The sequence below is a fragment of the Marichromatium gracile genome, assembly GCF_004343155.1.
GTDB lineage: Bacteria > Pseudomonadota > Gammaproteobacteria > Chromatiales > Chromatiaceae > Marichromatium > Marichromatium gracile.
On record NZ_SMDC01000001.1, the window covers coordinates 319,345 to 339,221 of the forward strand.

Here is a 19,877-nt window from a genome sequence, read left to right on the forward strand (position 1 = left end):
TGTCCATGATTGCGGCGCGATCATGGCGGCGGGAGCGGTCGTGGCCCGGGTTGAACGATCACCAGAGGTAGAGGGCCTTGAGCGAGACGACGCACACCAACGACAGATATGTGAGTTTCGTCGATATCGACTGTGAGTCGCGGGTCGACGGCTGCATCGAGCGCATCCGCGCCTGTATCGAGCACAACACCAACCCATCACCGCTGCACGACTATGTCGCGACCAAGCTCGCCGAGACCGAGGCGCGCGGTCAGGATGGGTTGTACCTGATCGGCAGTCAGGTCAACGTGTTGCGCGAACTGTTCGAGCATCATCACGACGATGCCGGGTTGCACCTGCTCGAGTGTATCGAGCTCGAGTGCTGCTGAGGCGGTTCAGCGCGCCCAGCGCGGCTCCAGGTCGAACACCCGGGCGAGGGTGTCGACCAGCCGGCCGGCGACATCGGTCACCCCGATCCCGGCGACGAACTCCGAGAGCTGGGTCATCGCCAGCCCGGTGTAGCCGCAGGGATTGATCCGGTCGAAGGGTTCGAGCTCCATGGCGACGTTGAGCGCCAGCCCGTGATAGCTACGTGCATTGCGCACCCTCAGCCCGAGCGAGGCGATCTTGGCGCCCGCGACATAGACCCCGGGGGCGTTGTCGCGGCGTTCGGCATCCACGCCGTAGTCGCGCAACAGCTCGATCACCGTCTGCTCGAGCATGTTGACCAGCCGCTTGACGCCGATCCCGGCGCGTCTCAGATCGAACAGCAGATAGGCGACCAGCTGGCCGGGGCCGTGATAGGTGACCTGACCGCCGCGATCGACCTGTAGCACCGGAATGTCGCCGGTGGCGAGCAGGTGCTCGCGGCGTCCGGCCTGACCGAGGGTGAACACCGGCGGGTGCTCGAGCAGCCACAGCTCGTCGAGCGAGTCCTCGTCGCGGGCGTCGGTGAAGCGACGCATCGCCTCCAGGGTCGCGGCATAGTCCTGCAGCCCCGGCAGACGGCGGATCAGCAGCGTCTGCTGTCGCGCTCCCTCCCCCGCCTCGCTCACAGTGCCCAGACCACGCGCTCGTGCGCGGTCAGCTCGGCATAGATGGCGTCGAGCTGCGCCTTGCTGTGCGCCTCGATGGTGACCGTCACCGCCAGCCACTTGCCGCCGTTGCTGGGGCGGGCGCTGATCGCCGTGGCCTCGACGCCGGGGGCATGACGTTCGACGATGTCGACGACCAGCGTCTGGAAGTCGTCGCTGGCGCGGCCCATCGCCTTGATCGGGAAACGGCAGGGGAATTCGAGCAGGGTTTCTTCAGAATCGGACATGACCGTTGCGTACCTGTGACTTGTAGTCCTGATAGAGGGCGTCCATGCGTCGCCAGAGTGGTCCCGGTCGGCCGTCGCCGACCGGCTGGTCGTCGAGCCGGGTGACCGGCACCAGCTCGCGCGTCGAGCTGCCGAGCCAGATCTCGTCGGCGGTGCGCAGCCGGGCGTCCTCGATCGGTTGTTCGGAGAAGGCGATCTCACCGCTCTCGGCGAGTCGCAGCGCCAGCTCGCGGGTGATCCCGGCGAGCAGACGGTGATCGCAGGGCGGGGTCAGCAGCCGCTGACCCTGGACCACGAAGACGTTGGCCGCGGCGGCCTCGGTGACCCGTCCGTCGCGCAGCATGATGGTCTCGTCGGCACCGGCCGCGCTCGCCTCCTGGCGCATCAGCACCGCCCCGAGCAGCGAGGTCGACTTGATGTCGCAGCGCTGCCAGCGGATGTCGGGCCGGGTGATGCAGCGGATGCCGTCGCGGGCGATCGCCGGGTCGCGTGGGGCGAGCGGCGTGCTCATCGCCAAGACCGTCGGCCTGACCCCCGTCGGGAAGCGGTGATCGCGGGTCGGCGCCGCCCCGCGGGTGATCTGCAGATAAAGGCTCTGATCCGGGGCCGGTGGCTCGCCGACCAGTCGGCGCGCCACCCGTTGCCAACCCTCGGGTCCGAGCGGGTCATCGAGCCCGATCGCCGCAAGACTGCGCCCGAGCCGCGCCAGGTGCTGGTCGAGACGGAGGAAGTGACCGCCGTAGCTGGGCACGACCTCGTAGACGCCGTCGCCGAACAGGAAGCCGCGATCGAGCACGGAGACCTGCGCCGCCTCGGGCGGCAGGAAACGACCGTTGAGATAGAGCTCGTTCATGCGCTCGCTCCGCCGGCTCGGACCGGCATCAGAACATGCGCAGCAGATGGTCCTTCGCCTTGCGCACCAAGCCCCCCTCGGGCACCGCCTCGAGCGCGACCAGGGGGACCCGCGTCAGTTCGCGCCCGGCGTTGTCGACCACCAGATCGCCGATGCGGGCGCCGACGGCGATCGGGGCGGTGAGCTCGGCGGTGCGCTCGATACGGGCGCTGAGTTGACCATAGTCGCCGCGCGGGATGGTCGCAAACACATCCGTCGCCGGGCCCACCGACAGCACCTCCTGCTCCCCGTACCACACCCGCAGGTGCTCGACCGGCTGACCGGCCGGATAGAGACGGTGGCTCTCGTAGAAGCGGAAGCCGTAGTTGAGCAGCGCCAGGCTGGAGGTGGCGCGGGCATTGGGGCTGGGCGCGCCCATCAGCACCGAGACCAGTCGCTGGTCGTCACGCTTGGCCGAACCGACCAGACAGTAACCGGCGGCGCGGGTGTAACCGGTCTTGACGCCATCGGCCGAGGGGTCGCGACGCAGCAACGGGTTGCGGTTGGGCTGGGTGATGTCGTTGTAGGTGAAGTCGCGGCTGCTGTACCAGGCGTAGTACTGCGGGAACTCGCGGATGATCGCCATGGTGACGCGGGCGATGTCGCGCGCGGTGGTGTAGAGATCGGGATCGGGCAGGCCGTTGGGGTTGGTGAAGTGACTGTTGGTCATCCCCAGCCGACGGGCATGGGCGTTCATCAGGTTGGCGAAGGCCTCGACGCTGCCGGCGACGTGCTCGGCGAGGGCGACGCTGGCATCGTTGCCCGACTGGATGATCATGCCCTTGAGCAGGTCCTCGACGCTGACCTGGGTGCCGACCTCGATGAACATCCGCGAGCCGCCGGTGCGCCACGCCTTCTCGCTGACCAGCACCTGATCGTCGAGACGGATGTTGCCCTCGGCGAGTTCGCGAAAGACCACGTAGCCGGTCATGATCTTGGTCAGGCTGGCCGGTTCCAGACGCTCGTCGGCATTGATGTCGGCGAGCACCTGGCCGGTGTTGAAGTCGATCAACAGATAGCCCTTGGCGTCGAGCTGCGGCGGTGCCGGGATCTGCGGTGCGGCGCTCGCCAGCACGGGGTACAGGCACAGCAGGACGATCAGGACGAGGGGCTGGATACGTGACTTCATGGGGTGTCCGGGTTCGGCGTGGGGGCGTGTCATCACGGGGTATTCTAACCTTGCTGTCGCTGTCTTGGGGATCGCCCGACCGTGACCCCGGTTGCTGGGATCGATGAGGATGGGGTGGTCGGGCACCGGCGGCGTGACGGCGCCGCCGGTTGGGCGGACCCGAGGGTCAGTTCTGCACCAGGCGGGTCTCGGCGATGCCGAGCCCTGCCAGGCGTTCGGTGAGGGCGCTGGCTTCGGTGCGCGAGGCCAGCGGGCCGATGCGGACCCGATAGAGCGCATTGTCGGCGCTACGGGTGTTCTCGACCAGGATCGGGTCGCCGAGTTCCGGACGCAGCCGGGAGCGCAGCCGCTCGGCGTTGCGCGGATCGCCGAAGGCGCCGACCTGGACATAGAGGCCACCGCTGCCGCCATCCGTGGTACGCGCGGCGGTCGTGACCGGCTTGGTCGTCGCCCTGGCGGGCTCGGACGCCGGGGGAGTGGTGTCGCGAGCACGCTGCGGCGCGTGCTCGCCGCCCGCCACCAGCGGGCCGGGATCGGCATCCGGTCGTCGTGGGTCGATGGCGCGGACCTCGACCATGGCGGTGCCCTTGCGCGCCATGCCGAGCTTGGTTGCGGCGGTATAGGACAGGTCGATGACGCGCGAGCCGTGGAAGGGACCGCGATCGTTGATCCGCACCACCACGCTGCGGCCGTTCTCGAGATTGGTCACCCGGGCATAGGTCGGCAGCGGCAGGGTCTTATGGGCTGCGGTCATGGCGTGCATGTCATAGGGCTCGCCCGAGCTGGTGCGGCGACCGTGGAAGTCCTTGCCGTACCAGGAGGCCAGGCCCCGCTCGACGTGTCCGCGGCTGCTTGCCTTGGTGTAGTAGCGCTTGCCGAAGACCTCGTAGGACTTGGGGTTGCCGTATCTGGATCTGGGTTCGACCTTGGGGACGGCGTCGGGGATGTCGGCGATCTCCGGCGGGACGTCGTCGAAGGCGTCGAGCTGGTGTTGACCCGGCTGGCTGGCACAGCCGCCGAGCGCGGCTGCACCGATCGCCAGTGCGATCAGCAGCCGACGGTGCGATGGACGAGCGGACGGTATGGACATGCGGATCCTCCCCTGCGACAGCGCCTGTTGATCGACCGCGATGCGGGACGCGCTCATGGCGGCGTCTCCCCGATCGCCTCGCTCAACTGGTGCACGGTCATGGCGTAGAGGTTGCTGTGGTTGTAGCGGGTGATGGCGTAGAAGTTGGCGAAGCTGATCCAGCAGCGCTCGCCTGCCGCGCCGCCATCCAGACACATCAGGTTGGCCGGCGTCTCCGGCGCGAGCCCGTTTGCGGCCATCGGGTCGATGCCGGCGGCGCGCAGCGCGCCGAGGGTGGTCGCGGGTGCGCGCGGCGCCTTGCGCACCACTGCCGGCATGGTCGCTGGCGGCTGCGCCAGGGGGATCGCCACCGGGCCGCCTGCGCGCCAGCCGTGACGCGCGAGATAGTTGGCGACGCTACCGATGACATCGGCGCTGCTGCGCCACAGGTCGCGCCGCGCGTCGCCGTCGAAGTCGACGGCATAGGCGCGATAGCTCGAGGGGATGAACTGGGGCATGCCGAGCGCGCCGGCGTAGGAGCCGCGTACGACGCTCAGATCGATCCCCTCCTCGGCGCCGAGCAGGATCAGTTGCTCGAGCTCGCGACGGAAGAAGGCGGCGCGTCTGGGGTAGGAGAAGCCGAGCGTGGTCAGCGCGTCGAGCGCGCGATGACGACCGAGCACCTCGCCGTAGCGGGTCTCGATGCCGATGATGGCGACGATCACCGGTGCAGGGATGCCGTAACGCGCCTCGGCCCGCGCGAGCTGCTCGGCATGGGCGGCGTGGAAGGCGCGTCCGCCGGCGATGCGCTCGGGGGTGAGAAAGAGTGCGCGATAGCGGTGCCAGGGCTTGCCCTCGTAGGGCTGCTCCATGGCATCGATGATCTCCTGGCGATACTCGGCCCCGGCGATCAGGGCGGCGAGCCGCTCGGCATCGAGGTCATGGCGCGCGGCCATCTCGGTGACGAAGGTGGCTGCGGCATCCCGATAACTGTCGGGCGCGGCCTCGGCGGTGGCGAGCAGCAGCAGGGCGCTCAACAGGGTGATCAGGGTTCGCATCGGTGCTCGATCGGTCCTGAGTCTCGGTGCGGATCGACGGCAGCTCGATCCTGAAGGTGATGGTGTCGTGCACAAACGCCCGTCGCGCTGCACGCTTTCCTTGACACTCGACCTCCAGTATATGCGCAAAGCGCTTAAATCCGAACCCTTTTTCGATGTGTCTCGATACTCATGATCATCCCGAAGCCGATCATCAGGGTGACCATCGAGGTGCCGCCGTAGCTGATCAGCGGCAGCGGCACGCCGACCACCGGCAGCAGTCCGGTGACCATCCCGGTGTTCACGAAGACATAGACGAAGAACACCATGATCAGGCCGCCGGCGAGCAGCCGACCGTAGTTGTCCTGGGCGCGGCTGGCGATCACCAGCCCGCGCAGGATGATGAACAGATAGAGCGCGAGCAGCGCGAGGATGCCGGCGAAGCCGAACTCCTCGCCGATCACCGCGAAGATGAAGTCGGTGTTGCGCTCGGGCAGGAACTCCAGGTGCGACTGGGTGCCGTTGAGCCAGCCCTTGCCCGAGACCCCGCCGGAGCCGATGGCGATCTGCGACTGGATGATGTGATAGCCCGAACCGAGCGGGTCGGACTGCGGGTTGAGGAAGGTGAGCACGCGCTCGCGCTGGTAGTCGTGCATGCCGAACCACAGCAGTGGCGCGGCGGCGGCGGCGATGAGCGCGAGCGCGCCGATCATCCGCCAGCTCAGCCCGGCGATGAACAGCACCATCACCCCGGCGCTGGCCACCAGCAGCGAGGTGCCGAGATCGGGCTGTTTGGCGATCAGCACCACCGGGATCATGGTGATGAACGCCGCCAGCAGGATGCGGGTGCGCGAGGGCGGCAGCGGCCGGGCGGCGAGGATCCAGGCGACCGCCATGGGCACCGCGAGCTTGAGCAGCTCCGAGGGCTGGAAGCGCACGAAGCCGAGGTCGAGCCAGCGTTGCGCGCCCTTGCCGATCTCGCCGGCCACCAGCACCGCCACCAGCATGATGCAGCCGGCGACGAATAGCGAGGGCGACCAGTTGCGCAGTCGGTTCGGCGGGATCTGCGCCACCGCCAGCATCAGCGCGAAGGCGATGCCGAGTCGGATCAGCTGGCGCTCCACCGCCAGCGGGCTCTGGTCGCTGGCGCTGTAGAGCACCATCAGCCCGAAGCCGCACAGTCCGAGCAGCGCCACCAGCAGCGGCGCGTCGATGTGCAGTCGTCGCAGCGGACCGGGCAGCGGTTCGTCGACCCCACGGTCGAGCTGGGCGGCGCGGGTGTTAGTCGCCATCGGCGCGCTTCTCCTCTTCCTCCGGCGGCAGCGGCTCGCCGCCGAGATAGGCGTCGATCACCCGCCGCGCGATGGGCGCGGCGGTGGCGCTGCCGCTGCCGCCGTTCTCGACCACCACGGCGACGGCGATGCGCGGGTCCTCGACCGGGGCGAAGGCGACGAACAGCGCGTGGTCCTTGAGCCGCTCGGGCACGGTCTCGGCGTCGTAGCGTTCGCTCTGACCGATGGTGAAGACCTGCGCGGTGCCGGTCTTGCCGGCGATGTGGTAGTCGGGGGAGCGGATCTTGCGCGCGGTGCCGTGGCGGTCCTCGATCACCGCCACCATGGAGTCGATCACGGTGTCCCAGTGCGCCGGGTTCTCGACCTGGATCTGGTGCTCGACGATCGGCAGGGGTTCCTCTGGGGTCGATCGCGAGGGCTCCGAGGCGCGACTGGCGCGCACCACCCGGGGGGCGATGAAATGACCGTGGTTGGCGAGGGTGGCGGTGGCGGCGGCCAGCTGTAGCGGGGTGGCCAGATAGGCCCCCTGACCGATGCCCATGATCACCGTCTCGCCGGGGAACCAGGGCTGGTTGCGGACCCGCTGCTTCCATTCGCGCGAGGGCAGCAGTCCGCCGAGTTCGCCGGCGAGATCGATCCCGGTGACGGCGCCGAAGCCGAATTCGGCGAGGCGCGCATGCAGCCGGTCGATACCGAGTTTGTGGGCGAGATCGTAGAAATAGACGTCGCAGGACTCGGCCATCGCCGCACGCAGATCGACATGGCCGTGACCGCCGCGGCGCCAGCAACGGAAGCGGTGCGAGTGTCCGGGGAGGGTGAAATAGCCGGGGCAATAGGCCTTGCTCTGCGCGGTCACCGTGCCCTCGATCAGCCCGGCGAGCCCGACGAACGGCTTGACCGTCGAGCCCGGCGGGTACTGGCCGCGGATGGCGCGGTTGAACAGCGGCTTGTCCGGCGAGTAGAGCAGCGCGTGATAGTCCTTCTGGCTGATCCCCTCGACGAACAGGTTGGGATCGAAGCTCGGCTGGCTGACCAGCGCCAGTACGCCACCGTTGCGCGGGTCGATGGCGACGATGGCCCCGCGGCGATCGCCGAGGATGTCGGTGGTGGCGCGCTGCAGGTTGATGTCGAGATAAAGGCTGAGATCGCGTCCGGGGAGCGGCGGCTGGCTCTCGAGGGTGCGCAGCACCCGGCCGCGGGCGTTGACCTCGACCTGCTGGTGACCGACCTCGCCGTGGAGCAGGTCCTCGTGGGCCTTCTCGATCCCGCCCTTGCCGATGAAGTGGGTGCCGGCATAGTTGCGCGCGTCGATGCGCTTGAGCTCGCGCTCGTTGATGCGCCCGACATAGCCGAGCACGTGCGCGGTATAGGGTCCGAGCGGGTAGGCGCGCACCAGCTCGGCACGTACGTCGACGCCGGGGAAGCGATGGCCGTTGACCGAGAAGCGGGCGACCTCCGCCGGGGTCAGGTTGAGCCGGATCGGTACCCCCTGGAAGCGCATCCGCTGGCGCTTGAGTCGGGCGAAGCGGGCGCGATCCTTGTCGTCGATCGGGATGATGCGGGAGAGCGCCTCGATGGTGGCGTCGAGATCGGTCACCTTCTCGATGGTGATCTCGAGCGAGAACGAGGGGTGGTTCTCGGCCAGCAGCACGCCGTTGGCGTCGTAGATCAGTCCGCGGGTCGGCGGGATCGGCTGGATCTTGACTCGGTTGTCCTGCGACAGCACCGAGAAATGATCGTGGCGTTCGACCTGCAGGTGCAGCAGCCGCACCACCAGCAGCGCCAGGGCCAGCATCACCAGCAGTGCGGCGATCGCCGAGCGGGTGGCGATGATCCGCTGTTCGCGCTTGCGATCCTGGAAGCCTGACTCGAGCATCGTCTCAGAGGGTTCCGGCGCGTCGCCCGAGGTCGCCGAGCAGCGCGCTCAGCCAGGGCCAGAAGATCAGTCCGAGGAAGGTCGGGGCCCAGTAGCTCAGCGCCGGCATCGGTTGTCCGGTGGCGCCGAGCACCCACAGGGTGAGCAGCCGTTCGGCGAGCAGCAGGACCCAGACGAACAGGGTCTGCTGCCACATCGGGAAGATGCGGATGCGCTGGTGCAGCTCGACGACCAGATAGGCGAGCAGCGACAGGGTGAGTGCGTGCTGACCGAGCAGGGTGCCGGAGATCACGTCGAGCGCCACCCCGCTGGCGAAGGCCGAGAAGACGCCGATCCGCTCGGGGGTGTGCAGACACCAGAACACCACCACCATCGCCACCCACTGCGGACGCAGCGCCTCGGCCGGCAGCGGCATCGGCAGGATGCTGAGAGAGAAGGCGACGAACAGGCTGAGGCCGATCAGCCAGCCGCCGCGTGGCCTGGTCTCGCTCATGGTCGGGGCGGGGCCTCCGCGCCCTGGGTGTCGGAGAGTGCCTGCTGTTGCAACACCGGGTCCATGGTCCAGACCAGCAACACCTCACGGCTGCGGTCGAGTGCGGCGGTGGGCTCGGCGAGCACGGTGATGAAGGGGTTGTCCGGGTCGTGGCGTACGGTCTTGATACGGGCGACCGGGTAGCCCGGCGGGAAGCGCTCGCCCATCCCCGAGGTCACCAGCAGGTCGCCGACGCGCACGTCGGCGTTCTTGGGGATGTGCAGCAACTGCAGCTCCTGGCTCAGGCCGGTGCCGGCGGCCACCGAGCGCAGACCGTTGCGATTGATCTCCACCGGCAGTGCGTGCTCGGCGTCGGTGATCAGCAACACGGTGGAGGTGAAGGGGTTGGTCTGGATGACCTGGCCCATCACCGCGTTGGCGTCGAGCACCGGCTGGCCGACGAACAGCCCCGAGCGCGAGCCCTTGTTGATCATCACCTGTTGCCGGTAGGGCGCGATGTCGAGCGACATGATCTCGGCGATCAACACCCGTTCGCCGACGCTGAACGAGGAGCCGAGCAGGTCGCGCAACCGCATGTTCTCAGCCTCCAGCGCCTCGAACTGCTGCAGCCTGGCCTTGAGGGTCAGGTTCTCGCGATGCAGCGCGGCGTTGCGCGCGCGCAGCTCGGCGGCGTTGGTGAGGCGCCCCTGGGTGTCACGCATCATGTGCGCCGGAAGGTCGACGACATAGTGCAGCGGATAGGCGACCAGCGAGAGCGCCGAGCGTACCGTACCGAGATGATCGTAGTGGTGGTCGGCGATGATCAGCCCGAGGGACAGAATCACCGCCACGATCATCCTGAGCAGTGGGGATGGGCCGCGGACGAACAGGGGTTTGATGGTCGGCTCCTCGGCAATGACTGGATTGGGGGAGAGCGCGTCTGCTGCATCAGGGGCGGCGTGAGCGGGTCATTTTCCGATATTGTGCCGAGCGCGACCAGTCCGCTCGTGTCGGGGCGTTCCCGCAACGGCGGGGCTCACTCGACCGAGAACAGTCCGGTGGCGCGCTCGTCGATCAGCTCCAGTGCCTTGCCGCCGCCGCGCGCCACGCAGGTCAGCGGGTCGTCGGCCATCACCACCGGCAGTCCGGTCTCCTCCTCGATCAGCCGGTCGAAGCCGCGCAGCATCGAGCCGCCGCCGGTGAGCACGATGCCGCGCTCGGCGACATCGGCGCCGAGTTCCGGCGGGGTCTGCTCCAGGGCCATCTTGACCGCACCGACGATGCCCGAGATCGGCTCCTGCAGCGCCTCGAGGATCTCGTTGCTGTTGAGGGTGAAGCTGCGCGGCACGCCCTCGGCGAGATTGCGGCCCTTGACCTCCAGCTCCAGCATCTCGTTGCCGGGGTAGGCCGAGCCGATGTTGTGCTTGATGCGCTCGGCGGTGGTCTCGCCGATCAGGGTGCCGTAGTTGCGCCGGACATAGTTGACGATGGCGTCGTCGAAGGTGTCGCCGCCGATGCGCACCGAGGCGGAGTAGACGATGCCGTTGAGCGAGATCACCGCCACCTCCGAGGTGCCGCCGCCGATGTCGATGACCATGCAGCCGTGGGGCTCGTGCACCGGCAGCCCGGCGCCGATCGCCGCCGACATCGGCTCCTCGATCAGGAAGACCTCGCGCGCGCCGGCGCCGGCGGCCGACTCGCGGATTGCGCGCCGCTCCACCTGGGTCGAGCCGCAGGGCACGCAGATCAGCACCCGCGGGCTGGGACTGATCAGGCGCGACTCGTGCACCTTGTGGATGAAGTACTGCAGCATCTTCTCGGTGACGGTGAAGTCGGCGATCACGCCGTCTTTCATCGGCCGCACCGCGGTGATGCTCTGTGGGGTCCGTCCGAGCATCAGCTTCGCCTCCTCGCCCACTGCCGCGACCGACTTGCCGCCGGTGGCGCGGTCATGACGGATCGCGACCACCGAGGGCTCGTTGAGCACGATGCCTTGTCCGCGGGCAAAGATGAGGGTGTTGGCGGTCCCCAGGTCGATCGACAGATCGTTGGAGAATATCCCGCGAATGCGTCTGAATACCATCAGATACTTACCTTGGAGGAAGAGAGGAGCGCCGGGTCCCGCAGGCGTCCGGTATCGATGTCCGCTGAGGGAATCCTTGAAAAACAGGACGGCTAATCTAGCAATGCAATCAGGGATGGGCAAGGCAGCGGCGCCAGCGACCACGGGATTGAACCGCGAAGGCACGAAAGGGAATAAGCCGCCAGCCGCCAGCGATCAGCCGCCAGTGGGTGCGGACCCGCGCCGCCTGTGGTCTCACGCCGACATCGCACACCATGCACTTTGCGTGCAGGGAATAAGCCGCCAGCCGCCAGCGATCAGCCGCCAGTGGGTGCGGACCCGCGCCGCCTGTGGCCTCACGCCGACATCACACACCATGCACTTTGCGTGCAGGGAATAAGCCGCCAGCCGCCAGCGATCAGCCGCCAGTGGGTGCGGACCTGTGCCGCCTGTGGTCTCACGCCGACATCACACACCATGCACTTTGCGTGCAGGGAATAAGCCGCCAGCCGCCAGCGATCAGCCGCCAGTGGGTGCGGATCCGCGCCGCCTGTGGTCTCACGCCGACATCACACACCATGCACTTCACGTGCTTCGCGGCTTTGCGGTTCAATCCGCTGGTCGCTGGTCGCTGGTCGCTGGTCGCTGGTCGCTGGTCGCTGGTCGCTGGTCGCTGGTCGCTGGTCGCTGGTCGCTGGTCGCTGGCGGCCGGTTCCACCGTCCATGGCCGCTATGCTATTTTGACTCCCCATTTTTGTAGGCCCAGCAGGACGGACATGTCACTGGATCGTTCCGACGTCGAAAAGATCGCGCACCTCGCGCGCCTGGCGATCAGCCCGGATCAGACCGAGCGCTATGCCGCCGAACTCTCCAATATTCTCGATCTCGTGGCCCAGATGGACTCGGTGAACACCGACGACGTCGAGCCGATGGCGCACCCGCTGCACATGGCCCAACGGCTGCGGCCCGATCAGGCCACCGAGCCGGACCGCCGCGCCGAGTACCAAGCCGGCGCGCCGCTGAGCGAGGGCGGGCTCTATCTGGTTCCGAAGGTCATCGAATAATGCAGAACAAGTCGATCGCAGAGCTGGCCGCCGATCTGCGGCTGCGCAAATACTCCAGCACCGAGCTGACCCGTCACTATCTCGATCGCATCGCGCGGCTCGATCCCCAGCTCAACAGCTTCATCACCGTCGATGCCGAGGCCGCGCTCGCCGCCGCCGCGCGCGCCGACGAGGCGCTCGCCCGTGACCAGGCCGGCCCGCTCACCGGCATCCCGATCGCGCACAAGGACATCTTCTGCACCAAGGGGGTACGCACCAGCTGCGCCTCGCGCATGCTCGACAACTTCGTCGCTCCCTATGACGCGACCGTGGTCGAGCGTCTGGGTGGCGCCGGCGCGGTGATGCTCGGCAAGACCAACATGGACGAGTTCGCCATGGGCTCGAGCAACGAGACCAGCTACTACGGCCCCGTCGCCAACCCCTGGGACACCTCGCGGGTGCCGGGCGGCTCCTCCGGCGGCTCGGCCGCGGCGGTGGCCGCGCGTCTGTGCGCGGCGGCCACCGGCACCGATACCGGCGGCTCGATCCGTCAGCCGGCGGCGCTGTGCGGCATCACCGGCATCAAGCCGACCTACGGGCGCTGCTCGCGCTGGGGGATGATCGCCTTCGCCTCCTCGCTCGACCAGGCCGGGGTGATGGCGCGCTCGGCCGCCGACGCCGCCTTCCTGCTCGACGAGATGGCCGGCTTCGACGAGCGCGACTCGACCAGCGCCGACGTGCCGGTGCCGGACTATGTCGATGCCCTCGACAACGACATCAGCGGTCTACGTATCGGTCTGCCCAAGGAGTTCTTCGGCGAGGGGCTCGACCCGCGTGTCGGCGCCGCGGTCGAGGCGGCGATCCGCGAATATGAGAAGCTCGGCGCCGAGATCCGCGAGATCAGCCTGCCCAACAGCCCGCTGTCGGTACCGGTCTACTACGTGGTGGCGCCCGCGGAGTGCTCGTCGAACCTCGCCCGTTTCGACGGGGTGCGTTACGGACACCGCTGCGCCGCTCCCGCCGACCTCGAGGATCTCTACACCCGCAGCCGTGCCGAGGGCTTCGGCGCCGAGGTGCAGCGTCGGGTGATGATCGGCACCTATGTGCTCTCGGCCGGTTACTACGACGCCTACTACCTCAAGGCGCAGAAGATTCGTCACCTGATCGCCGACGACTTCAAGCGCGCCTTCGAGGAGGTCGATGTGATCATGGGGCCGACCACCCCGAGCACCGCCTTCGCCCTCGGCGACAAGATGGACGATCCGGTGGCGATGTATCTCAACGACATCTACACCATCGCCACCAACCTCGCCGGGCTGCCGGGGATGTCGATCCCGGTCGAGCCGGTCGCGGGCATGCCGGTCGGGCTGCAGCTCATCGGCAACTACTTCGACGAGGCGCGGCTGCTCAATGTCGCGCATCGCTACCAGCACCTCACCCACTGGCACCAGGCCGCGCCCGCGGGCTTCGACTGAGCGCCTCCGGGCCGGGCCTGCCCGGCCCGGTGCTCGCCGCCCCCGCTCCCGCGGGTGGCGGCGCCCTACCCTTGTTGCAGCGTGCCGGCCTTGCCCGAGACCGGGCGCGGCAGCGCCTCGACGGTCTCCTCGATCCACTGCTCGACCGCGGCATTGATCTCGGCGGCCTTGCGTCCCTGGGTCTCCATCAGCGGGCCGATCACCAGGTCGATGGTGCCGGCGCGCTTGTGCAGGCTGCGTCGCCCCCAGAACTCGCCGGCGTTGTGCGCCACCGGGATCACCGGTCGACCGCTGCGCTCGGCCAGCAGCGCACCGCCGATGGCATAGGGCTGACGTGCGCCGGCGGCCACTCGGGTGCCCTCGGGGAAGACCACCACCCAGCGCCCGGCCTTGAGCAGCGCCAGCCCCTCGCGCAGCAGCTGTGCGACCGCGCGGCGTCCGGCCGAGCGGTCGATGGCGATCGGCTGGAAGCGCTTGAGCGCCCAGCCGAAGAAGGGGATACGCATCAGCTCACGCTTGAGCACCCAGGTCTGTTCCAGCGGCAGGATGGCGCGCAGCGCGATGGTCTCCCAGGTCGATTGATGCTTGGCGAGCACGATGGTCGCCTCCTTGGGCAGGTGCTCGAGCCCCTGGATGCGATAGCGCAGTCCGCAGATCCAGCCGAGCGCGCGCAGGTTGAGCCGTGCCCAACCCCGCGCCAGCCAGGCCCCGACCTGCCTGGGGGTGACGAGGATCAGCGAGGCGTACAGCACGATGGTGATGTACATGAAGGATTGATAGAGGAGCGAGCGGATCAGGGTCATGGGCGTGTGTCGGATGCGAGCAGGGCGTCGGTCGCCGCGCTGAGGTCGGGGAAGATCGGGACGCCGGCCAGAGGGTCGGGCCCCGGATGGTCGGCGCAGGCCGCCAGGGTGCGCTCGCCCTTGCCGGTGCGCACCAGCCAGGGCGCGGCGCCGACGGCGCGCGCGGCCTCCAGATCGCGCAGCGAGTCGCCGATCACCGGCACCCCGCGGAGATCGGCGCCGAGACGTCGGGCGATCTGCTCGAGCAGTCCGGGCAGCGGTTTGCGACAGTCGCAGCCGTGGTCCGGGCCGTGGGGGCAGAAGGCGATCATCTCGACACGGGCGCCATGATCGGCGAGTTGCTCGCGCAACCGTTGGTGGATGGCGTCGAGGGTACTCGGGTCGAACAGCCCGCGGGCGATGCCGGACTGGTTGGTGGCGATGGCCAGCCGCCAGCCGGCATGGTGGAGCCGGGCCATCGCCTCGAGGCTGCCGGGGATCGGCCGCCACTCCTCGACCGACTTGATATAGGCGTCGGAGTCGTGGTTGACGACCCCGTCGCGGTCGAGGATGACCAGCCGTTCGGTCATGCCGGGTCGGGCGCTCAGTGCTGCAGCCGCGAGATGTCGGCGACCTGCATGAACAGCGCGCCGAGCGACTGCAGCAGACGGATGCGGTTGGCGCGCACCGCCGGGTCCTCGGCCATCACCATCACCTGATCGAAGAAGGCATCGACGTCGCCGCCGAGTTCGGCCAGGGTGGCGAGCACGCGACCATAGTCGCGGCTGGCGACCAGTGGCGCGACCGTCTCGCCGAGCGCGGCGACACGCTCGGCGAGACGCTGCTCGGCCGCATCCTCGAGCAACCCGGTGTCGACCGCCCCGGCCGCGCCGACGGCCGCGGCGTTCTTCGCCAGGATGTTGTGGATGCGCTTGTTGGCCGCGGCCAGCGAGGCGGCCTGGGGCAGTTCGCGGAAGGCCGCGACCGCGGCGATGCGGCGGTCGAGCTCCCAGGGGTTGGCGCCGCCGGCGCCGAGCACCGCCTCGACGATGTCGGCGCCGACGCCCTGCTCCTCGTAGTAGCCGCGCAGCCGCTCGAGCATGTAGTCGCGGACCTCGCCGACCACCTCGGCGCCGAGCAGCCCCTCGGGGTAGCCGGCGGCGGCCTGCTCCAGCAGCGCCTCCAGATCGAGGTCGAGCGGGGTCTCGATGAGGATGCGCAGCACCGCGATCGAGGCCCGTCGCAGCGCGTAGGGGTCCTTGGTGCCGGTCGGGCGCAGCCCGATGCCGAAGATGCCGACCAGGGTGTCGAGCCGGTCGGCGAGCGCCAGGGCGCGGCCGCACAGCCCTTCGGGCAGGGCGTCGCCGGCGAAGCGCGGCAGGTACTGCTGCTCGATGGCGGCGCTGACGCAGGGGTCCTCGCCGGCGCGCTCGGCATAGTAGCGGCCCATGGTGCCCTGCAGGCTGGTGAACTCGTAGACCATGCTGGTGACCAGGTCGCACTTGGCCAACCGCGCGGCACGCTCGATCAGTGCCGGGTCGCCGCCGAGCGGCGCGGCCAGGGAGCGCCCGAGCCGCGCCACGCGCGCGCTCTTCTCGGCCAGGGTGCCGAGCTTGTCCTGGAACACCACCCGTTCGAGCTTGCCGGCGAAGGCCTCGAGCGGCTGCTTGAGGTCCTGCTCCCAGAAAAAGGCGGCGTCGGCGAAGCGCGGCCGGATCACCCGCTCGTTACCGGCACGCACCTTCTCGGGGGTGCGGCTGACGACGTTGGCGACGGTGATGAAGCAGGCCTGCAGACGACCCTCGGCGTCTTCCACCGGGAAGTACTTCTGGTTGCTCTGCATGGTCTCGATCAGCACCTCCGGGGGGATCTCCAGGAAGCGCTCCTCGAAACGACCGAGCACCGGCTGCGGCCACTCGACCAGGGCGCAGACCTCGTCGAGCAGCTCGGGATCGATGCGCGCGCGCAACCCCTCGGCCTCGGCCAGGGCGGTGACGCCGGCGCGCACCTGCTCGCGGCGCTGGGCGAAGTCGGGCTCGACCCGGCCGGTGGTGCGCAGCTGCTCGGCATAGTCGTCGGCGCGCGCGAGGGCGATCGGCTCGGGGTGATGGAAGCGGTGACCGCGGGTGCTGGTGCCGGCCTCGATGCCGAGCACCCGGCCGGCGACCGGCTGCTCACCGAGCAGCAGGCAGACCCAGTGCACCGGGCGCACGAACTCGGCCTCGCCCGCACCCCAGCGCATCCGCCGCGGGATCGGCAGGGTGGCGAGCGCGGCCTCGACGATCTCGGGGATCAGCTCGGCGGTGGCACGACCGGCGAGGGTCGAGTGATAGACCAGCCAGGTGCCCTTGGGCGTCTCCTCGCGCTCCAGCGCCTCGACCTCGACGCCGCAGGAGCGGGCGAAGCCCTGTGCGGCCTTGGTCGGCGCGCCGCTGTCGTCGAAGGCGGCCCGGAGCGCCGGGCCGCGGCGCACCTGCTGCTGGTCGGGCTGGCGGGTGGCGATGCCGCGCACCAGCATCGCCAGGCGGCGCGGTGCGGCGAAGGGTTCGATGGTGGTGAAGTCGATGCTGCGCTCGCGCAGCTCGCGCGCCACGCCCTCGACGAAGGCCTGCGACAGGCGCGGCAGCGCCAGCGGGGGGAGTTCCTCGGTGCCGATCTCGATCAGCAGATCAGTGGATGCGTCCAATGTTCTCTCCCTCACTGTGCCAGCATCGGGAAGCCAAGCGCCTCCCGGCTCTCGTAATAGGTCTTGGCGACCGCCCGCGACAGCGTGCGCACCCGCAGGATGAAGCGCTGGCGCTCGGTCACCGAGATCGCCCCGCGGGCGTCGAGCAGGTTGAAGGTGTGCGAGGCCTTGAGCATCTGCTCGTAGGCCGGCAGCGGCAGTCCGCGCTCGATGAGTTGGGTGCTGACCCGCTCGCAGGTGTCGAACTGCGCGAACAGCGCGTCGGTGTCGGCGATCTCGAAGTTGTAGGTCGACTGCTCGACCTCGTTCTGGTGGAAGACGTCGCCATAGGTGACGATGCCCGCCGGGGTGCGGCTCCACACCAGGTCGTAGACGCTCTCGACGCCCTGCAGGTACATGGCGATGCGCTCGAGCCCGTAGGTGATCTCGCCGGTGACCGGGCGGCAGTCGAGTCCGCCGACCTGTTGGAAGTAGGTGAACTGGGTCACCTCCATGCCGTTGAGCCAGACCTCCCAGCCGAGTCCCCAGGCGCCGAGCGTGGGCGATTCCCAGTTGTCCTCGACGAAGCGGATGTCGTGCTCCAGCGGGTCGATGCCGAGTCGGCGCAGCGAGTCGAGATAGAGTTCCTGGATGTTCTCCGGCGAGGGCTTGAGCGCGACCTGGAACTGGTAGTAGTGCTGCAGCCGGTTGGGGTTCTCGCCATAGCGCCCGTCGGTGGGGCGACGCGAGGGCTGCACATAGGCGCTGCGCCACGGCTCGGGACCGATCGAGCGGAGGAAGGTGGAGGGGTGGAAGGTGCCCGCGCCCACTTCCATGTCATAGGGTTGGACGACGACGCACCCGAGATCGGCCCAGTAGCGTTCGAGCGCGAAGATCAGGCCCTGGAAGGTCGAGAGGTCCTCGGATTGGAGAGTCAAGGCGGGCTCCTTGGATCGGGGCGGTTGACGTAAGCGCGCAATTATATCGGTTCGGGTCGCTGGCGCGCCAATGGGGTTGGTCGGGGGCAGCGACCAGCCATCAGCCATCAGCCGCCAGCCGCCAGCCATCGGTGGCTAGCCGTTAGCTGCTAGGGGCAAGAGCGTGGCCTCCCCGGTGACTCGAACCTGTCCTCCCTGCTGAAGGCCGTGGGTTGGACGCTGATCTGATCGGCCAACCTTGAGTCATGAACGCCATCCCTTCCCGCTGGCGGCTGTCAGCTGGCCGCTGGAAGCTGATGCGACCTGCCGCTGTCGCTTATACTGGAGCGCCGTCGGCCCGGACCCGGTCGGCGCAACCTGCGGAAGCCCCTAGTCGTGACCCTCGATCAACACAGCGCCGATGCCCGTCGCGAGGCCGTGACCCGGACCGCCGTGGTCGGGGCCGTGCTCAATCTGGTGCTGGCGGCGATCAAGATCGTCGCTGGTTGGCTCGGTCATTCGCAGGCGCTGGTCGCCGACGGGCTGCACTCGCTCTCCGACCTGCTCTCCGACGTCCTGGTGCTGATCGCCGGGCGCCAGGCCCATCAGGGACCGGACCAGGAGCATCCCTATGGGCATGCGCGCTACGAGACGGTTGCCACCCTCGCGCTCGGTTTCCTGCTGCTGGCGGTGGCCATCGGCATCGGCTGGGACGCGGTCGAGCGGCTGTTCAGCCCCGAGGAGCTGCTGCGCCCCGACCTCATCGCGCTCGGCGCCACCCTGGCCTCGATCCTGGTGAAGGAATGGCTCTACTGGTGGACCCTGGCCCATGCCAAGCGGGTGCGCTCCGACCTGCTGCGTGCCAACGCCTGGCACCATCGCTCCGATTCGGTCTCCTCGGTGGTGGTGCTGGTGGGGATCGCCGGCACCATGGCCGGGCTGCCCTATCTCGACGCCATCGCCGCGGTGATGGTGGCGCTGATGATCGCCAAGATCGCCTGGGAACTCGGTTGGGAGGCGGCCAGCGAGCTGGTCGATACCGGTCTGCAGGGCGAGCGGCTCGAGGCGGTCAAGCAGACCATCCACTCGGTCGGCGGGGTGCGCGATATCCATATGCTGCGCACCCGCCGTCTCGGAGGGCAGGCGTCGGTCGACGTGCATGTGCTGGTCGATCCCTACGTCAGTGTCTCCGAAGGTCACATGATCAGCGTCCTGGTCGAGCGCCGGCTCAAGCGCGAGATCGACGAGATCGCCGATGTCACCGTGCACATCGACCCCGAGGACGACGAGCACCTCTCCGCCTGCTACCTGCTGCCGCTGCGTGCCGAGGCACTGGCGCGCCTGGCCTCGGCCTGGTCGGCGATCCCCGAGGCCAACGAGCGCCAGCGGGTGTTGCTGCACTATCTCGACGGGGCCATCGACATCGAGGTGTACTTCCCGTTCGCCGCCTGTCTGCGCCAGGGAGCCGATGCCGAGCGATTGCGGACGCGCCTGGCCGAGGCGCTCGCCGATGACCCGGTGTTCCGTGGGGTGCGAATCTTCTTTGGCGACTGATTTGCACCTTTTTGGTGCATAAAGTCGCTCGATGTTCTTTTTTAGTGCAGTCCGCGCCCGGTGTCGCGCCGCGATTGGGTGCGCCGGCCCCCCGCTGTCCGCCCATCCATGGCGGTGCTGTCGTCACCATGGTGCGTGATTTCACAACCCTCTCATCGCCAAGGTCTTGTTTGTACGTCTCATCGTCTCATCGCGTGTTCGTTGCGATCGGGGCGCGGGGCTGGCGTCAGCGGGGTGCGCAAGATTCTGGCTTGCTCGTTGCATGACTGATTGGCATCGGACGGCGTGGATCATCCCGTCGTCCGGCGGAAC

General features: G+C 68.6%; 19 protein-coding genes. 4 read left to right on the plus strand and 15 right to left on the minus strand.

Translation table 11 applies throughout. From position 1 onward, the window contains the following. The first annotated feature begins 77 nt into the window (after positions 1-77). Positions 78-368: a N(2)-fixation sustaining protein CowN gene (gene cowN, locus EDC29_RS01470; protein WP_123139091.1), complete on the plus strand. Its 291-nt coding sequence runs from the start codon at positions 78-80 to the stop codon at positions 366-368. A gap of 6 nt (positions 369-374) precedes the next feature. Here the strand turns inward: cowN and lipB are convergent, their stop codons facing one another. From lipB to EDC29_RS01525, 11 genes are all read right to left on the minus strand, one after another. Next, complete coding sequence (gene lipB / locus EDC29_RS01475; RefSeq protein WP_123139090.1) at positions 375-1,034, minus strand: lipoyl(octanoyl) transferase LipB; 660 nt, start codon at positions 1,032-1,034, stop codon at positions 375-377. Next, the gene (locus tag EDC29_RS01480) at positions 1,031-1,300 is read right to left on the minus strand and encodes a YbeD family protein (RefSeq protein ID WP_123139089.1); all 270 of its coding nucleotides are present in this window, start codon (positions 1,298-1,300) and stop codon (positions 1,031-1,033) included. Before EDC29_RS01480 ends, lipB begins: the two co-directional genes overlap by 4 nt. Next, positions 1,287-2,153, minus strand: a complete 867-nt coding sequence (locus EDC29_RS01485) for a D-amino acid aminotransferase (protein WP_123142192.1) — start codon at positions 2,151-2,153, stop codon at positions 1,287-1,289. Before EDC29_RS01485 ends, EDC29_RS01480 begins: the two co-directional genes overlap by 14 nt. 28 nt (positions 2,154-2,181) lie before the next feature. Beyond that, positions 2,182-3,321 (minus strand): D-alanyl-D-alanine carboxypeptidase family protein, encoded by a 1,140-nt coding sequence (locus tag EDC29_RS01490; protein ID WP_123142193.1) that lies wholly within the window; start codon positions 3,319-3,321, stop codon positions 2,182-2,184. A 166-nt stretch (positions 3,322-3,487) separates the two neighbouring features. Further along, positions 3,488-4,411 carry a septal ring lytic transglycosylase RlpA family protein gene (locus EDC29_RS01495; protein WP_223806050.1) on the minus strand — a complete coding sequence of 308 codons (924 nt, stop codon included), beginning with the start codon at positions 4,409-4,411 and terminating at the stop codon, positions 3,488-3,490. A gap of 53 nt (positions 4,412-4,464) precedes the next feature. Then, positions 4,465-5,448: a lytic murein transglycosylase B gene (gene mltB, locus EDC29_RS01500; protein WP_132228273.1), complete on the minus strand. Its 984-nt coding sequence runs from the start codon at positions 5,446-5,448 to the stop codon at positions 4,465-4,467. A 134-nt stretch (positions 5,449-5,582) separates the two neighbouring features. After that, positions 5,583-6,719 (minus strand): rod shape-determining protein RodA, encoded by a 1,137-nt coding sequence (gene rodA, locus EDC29_RS01505; protein WP_123139084.1) that lies wholly within the window; start codon positions 6,717-6,719, stop codon positions 5,583-5,585. Beyond that, positions 6,709-8,595 carry a penicillin-binding protein 2 gene (gene mrdA, locus EDC29_RS01510; protein ID WP_123142196.1) on the minus strand — a complete coding sequence of 629 codons (1,887 nt, stop codon included), beginning with the start codon at positions 8,593-8,595 and terminating at the stop codon, positions 6,709-6,711. Before mrdA ends, rodA begins: the two co-directional genes overlap by 11 nt. Before the next feature lie 4 nt (positions 8,596-8,599). Next, a complete protein-coding gene (gene mreD, locus EDC29_RS01515) occupies positions 8,600-9,088 on the minus strand; it encodes a rod shape-determining protein MreD (protein WP_123139082.1) in 489 nt (162 codons plus the stop codon). Further along, the gene (gene mreC / locus EDC29_RS01520; protein ID WP_243695628.1) at positions 9,085-9,912 is read right to left on the minus strand and encodes a rod shape-determining protein MreC; all 828 of its coding nucleotides are present in this window, start codon (positions 9,910-9,912) and stop codon (positions 9,085-9,087) included. The genes mreD and mreC overlap by 4 nt, the downstream gene beginning before the upstream one ends. A gap of 191 nt (positions 9,913-10,103) precedes the next feature. Continuing rightward, entirely contained in the window at positions 10,104-11,150 is a 1,047-nt protein-coding gene (locus tag EDC29_RS01525; RefSeq protein ID WP_123139080.1) for a rod shape-determining protein, read from the minus strand. Positions 11,151-11,905: 755 nt separating this feature from the next. On the opposite strand from EDC29_RS01525, the gene gatC reads away from it, so the two are divergent. Both gatC and gatA read left to right on the plus strand, forming a co-directional pair. Further along, a complete protein-coding gene (gene gatC, locus EDC29_RS01535; RefSeq protein ID WP_005222284.1) occupies positions 11,906-12,193 on the plus strand; it encodes an Asp-tRNA(Asn)/Glu-tRNA(Gln) amidotransferase subunit GatC in 288 nt (95 codons plus the stop codon). Continuing rightward, complete coding sequence (gatA, locus tag EDC29_RS01540; protein ID WP_132228277.1) at positions 12,193-13,647, plus strand: Asp-tRNA(Asn)/Glu-tRNA(Gln) amidotransferase subunit GatA; 1,455 nt, start codon at positions 12,193-12,195, stop codon at positions 13,645-13,647. The genes gatC and gatA overlap by 1 nt, the downstream gene beginning before the upstream one ends. Positions 13,648-13,712: 65 nt before the next feature. Here gatA and EDC29_RS01545 read toward each other — a convergent pair whose 3' ends face one another. The 4 genes from EDC29_RS01545 to glyQ are packed head-to-tail and all read right to left on the minus strand — an operon-like array spanning position 13,713 to position 18,032. Then, positions 13,713-14,450: a lysophospholipid acyltransferase family protein gene (locus EDC29_RS01545; RefSeq protein WP_123142198.1), complete on the minus strand. Its 738-nt coding sequence runs from the start codon at positions 14,448-14,450 to the stop codon at positions 13,713-13,715. Further along, a complete protein-coding gene (gene gmhB, locus EDC29_RS01550) occupies positions 14,447-15,019 on the minus strand; it encodes a D-glycero-beta-D-manno-heptose 1,7-bisphosphate 7-phosphatase (protein WP_123139077.1) in 573 nt (190 codons plus the stop codon). Before gmhB ends, EDC29_RS01545 begins: the two co-directional genes overlap by 4 nt. 14 nt (positions 15,020-15,033) lie before the next feature. Further along, positions 15,034-17,115, minus strand: coding sequence for a glycine--tRNA ligase subunit beta (gene glyS, locus EDC29_RS01555; protein WP_123139076.1), 2,082 nt, complete (start codon positions 17,113-17,115; stop codon positions 15,034-15,036). Between the two features lie 11 nt (positions 17,116-17,126). Next, on the minus strand, positions 17,127-18,032 hold the full coding sequence (gene glyQ, locus EDC29_RS01560; RefSeq protein WP_123139075.1) for a glycine--tRNA ligase subunit alpha: 906 nt from the start codon (positions 18,030-18,032) through the stop codon (positions 17,127-17,129). Positions 18,033-18,407: 375 nt separating this feature from the next. Between glyQ and EDC29_RS01565 the strand changes: the two genes are divergently transcribed. After that, positions 18,408-19,565 carry a cation diffusion facilitator family transporter gene (locus tag EDC29_RS01565; RefSeq protein ID WP_123139074.1) on the plus strand — a complete coding sequence of 386 codons (1,158 nt, stop codon included), beginning with the start codon at positions 18,408-18,410 and terminating at the stop codon, positions 19,563-19,565. Positions 19,566-19,877 lie beyond the last annotated feature (312 nt).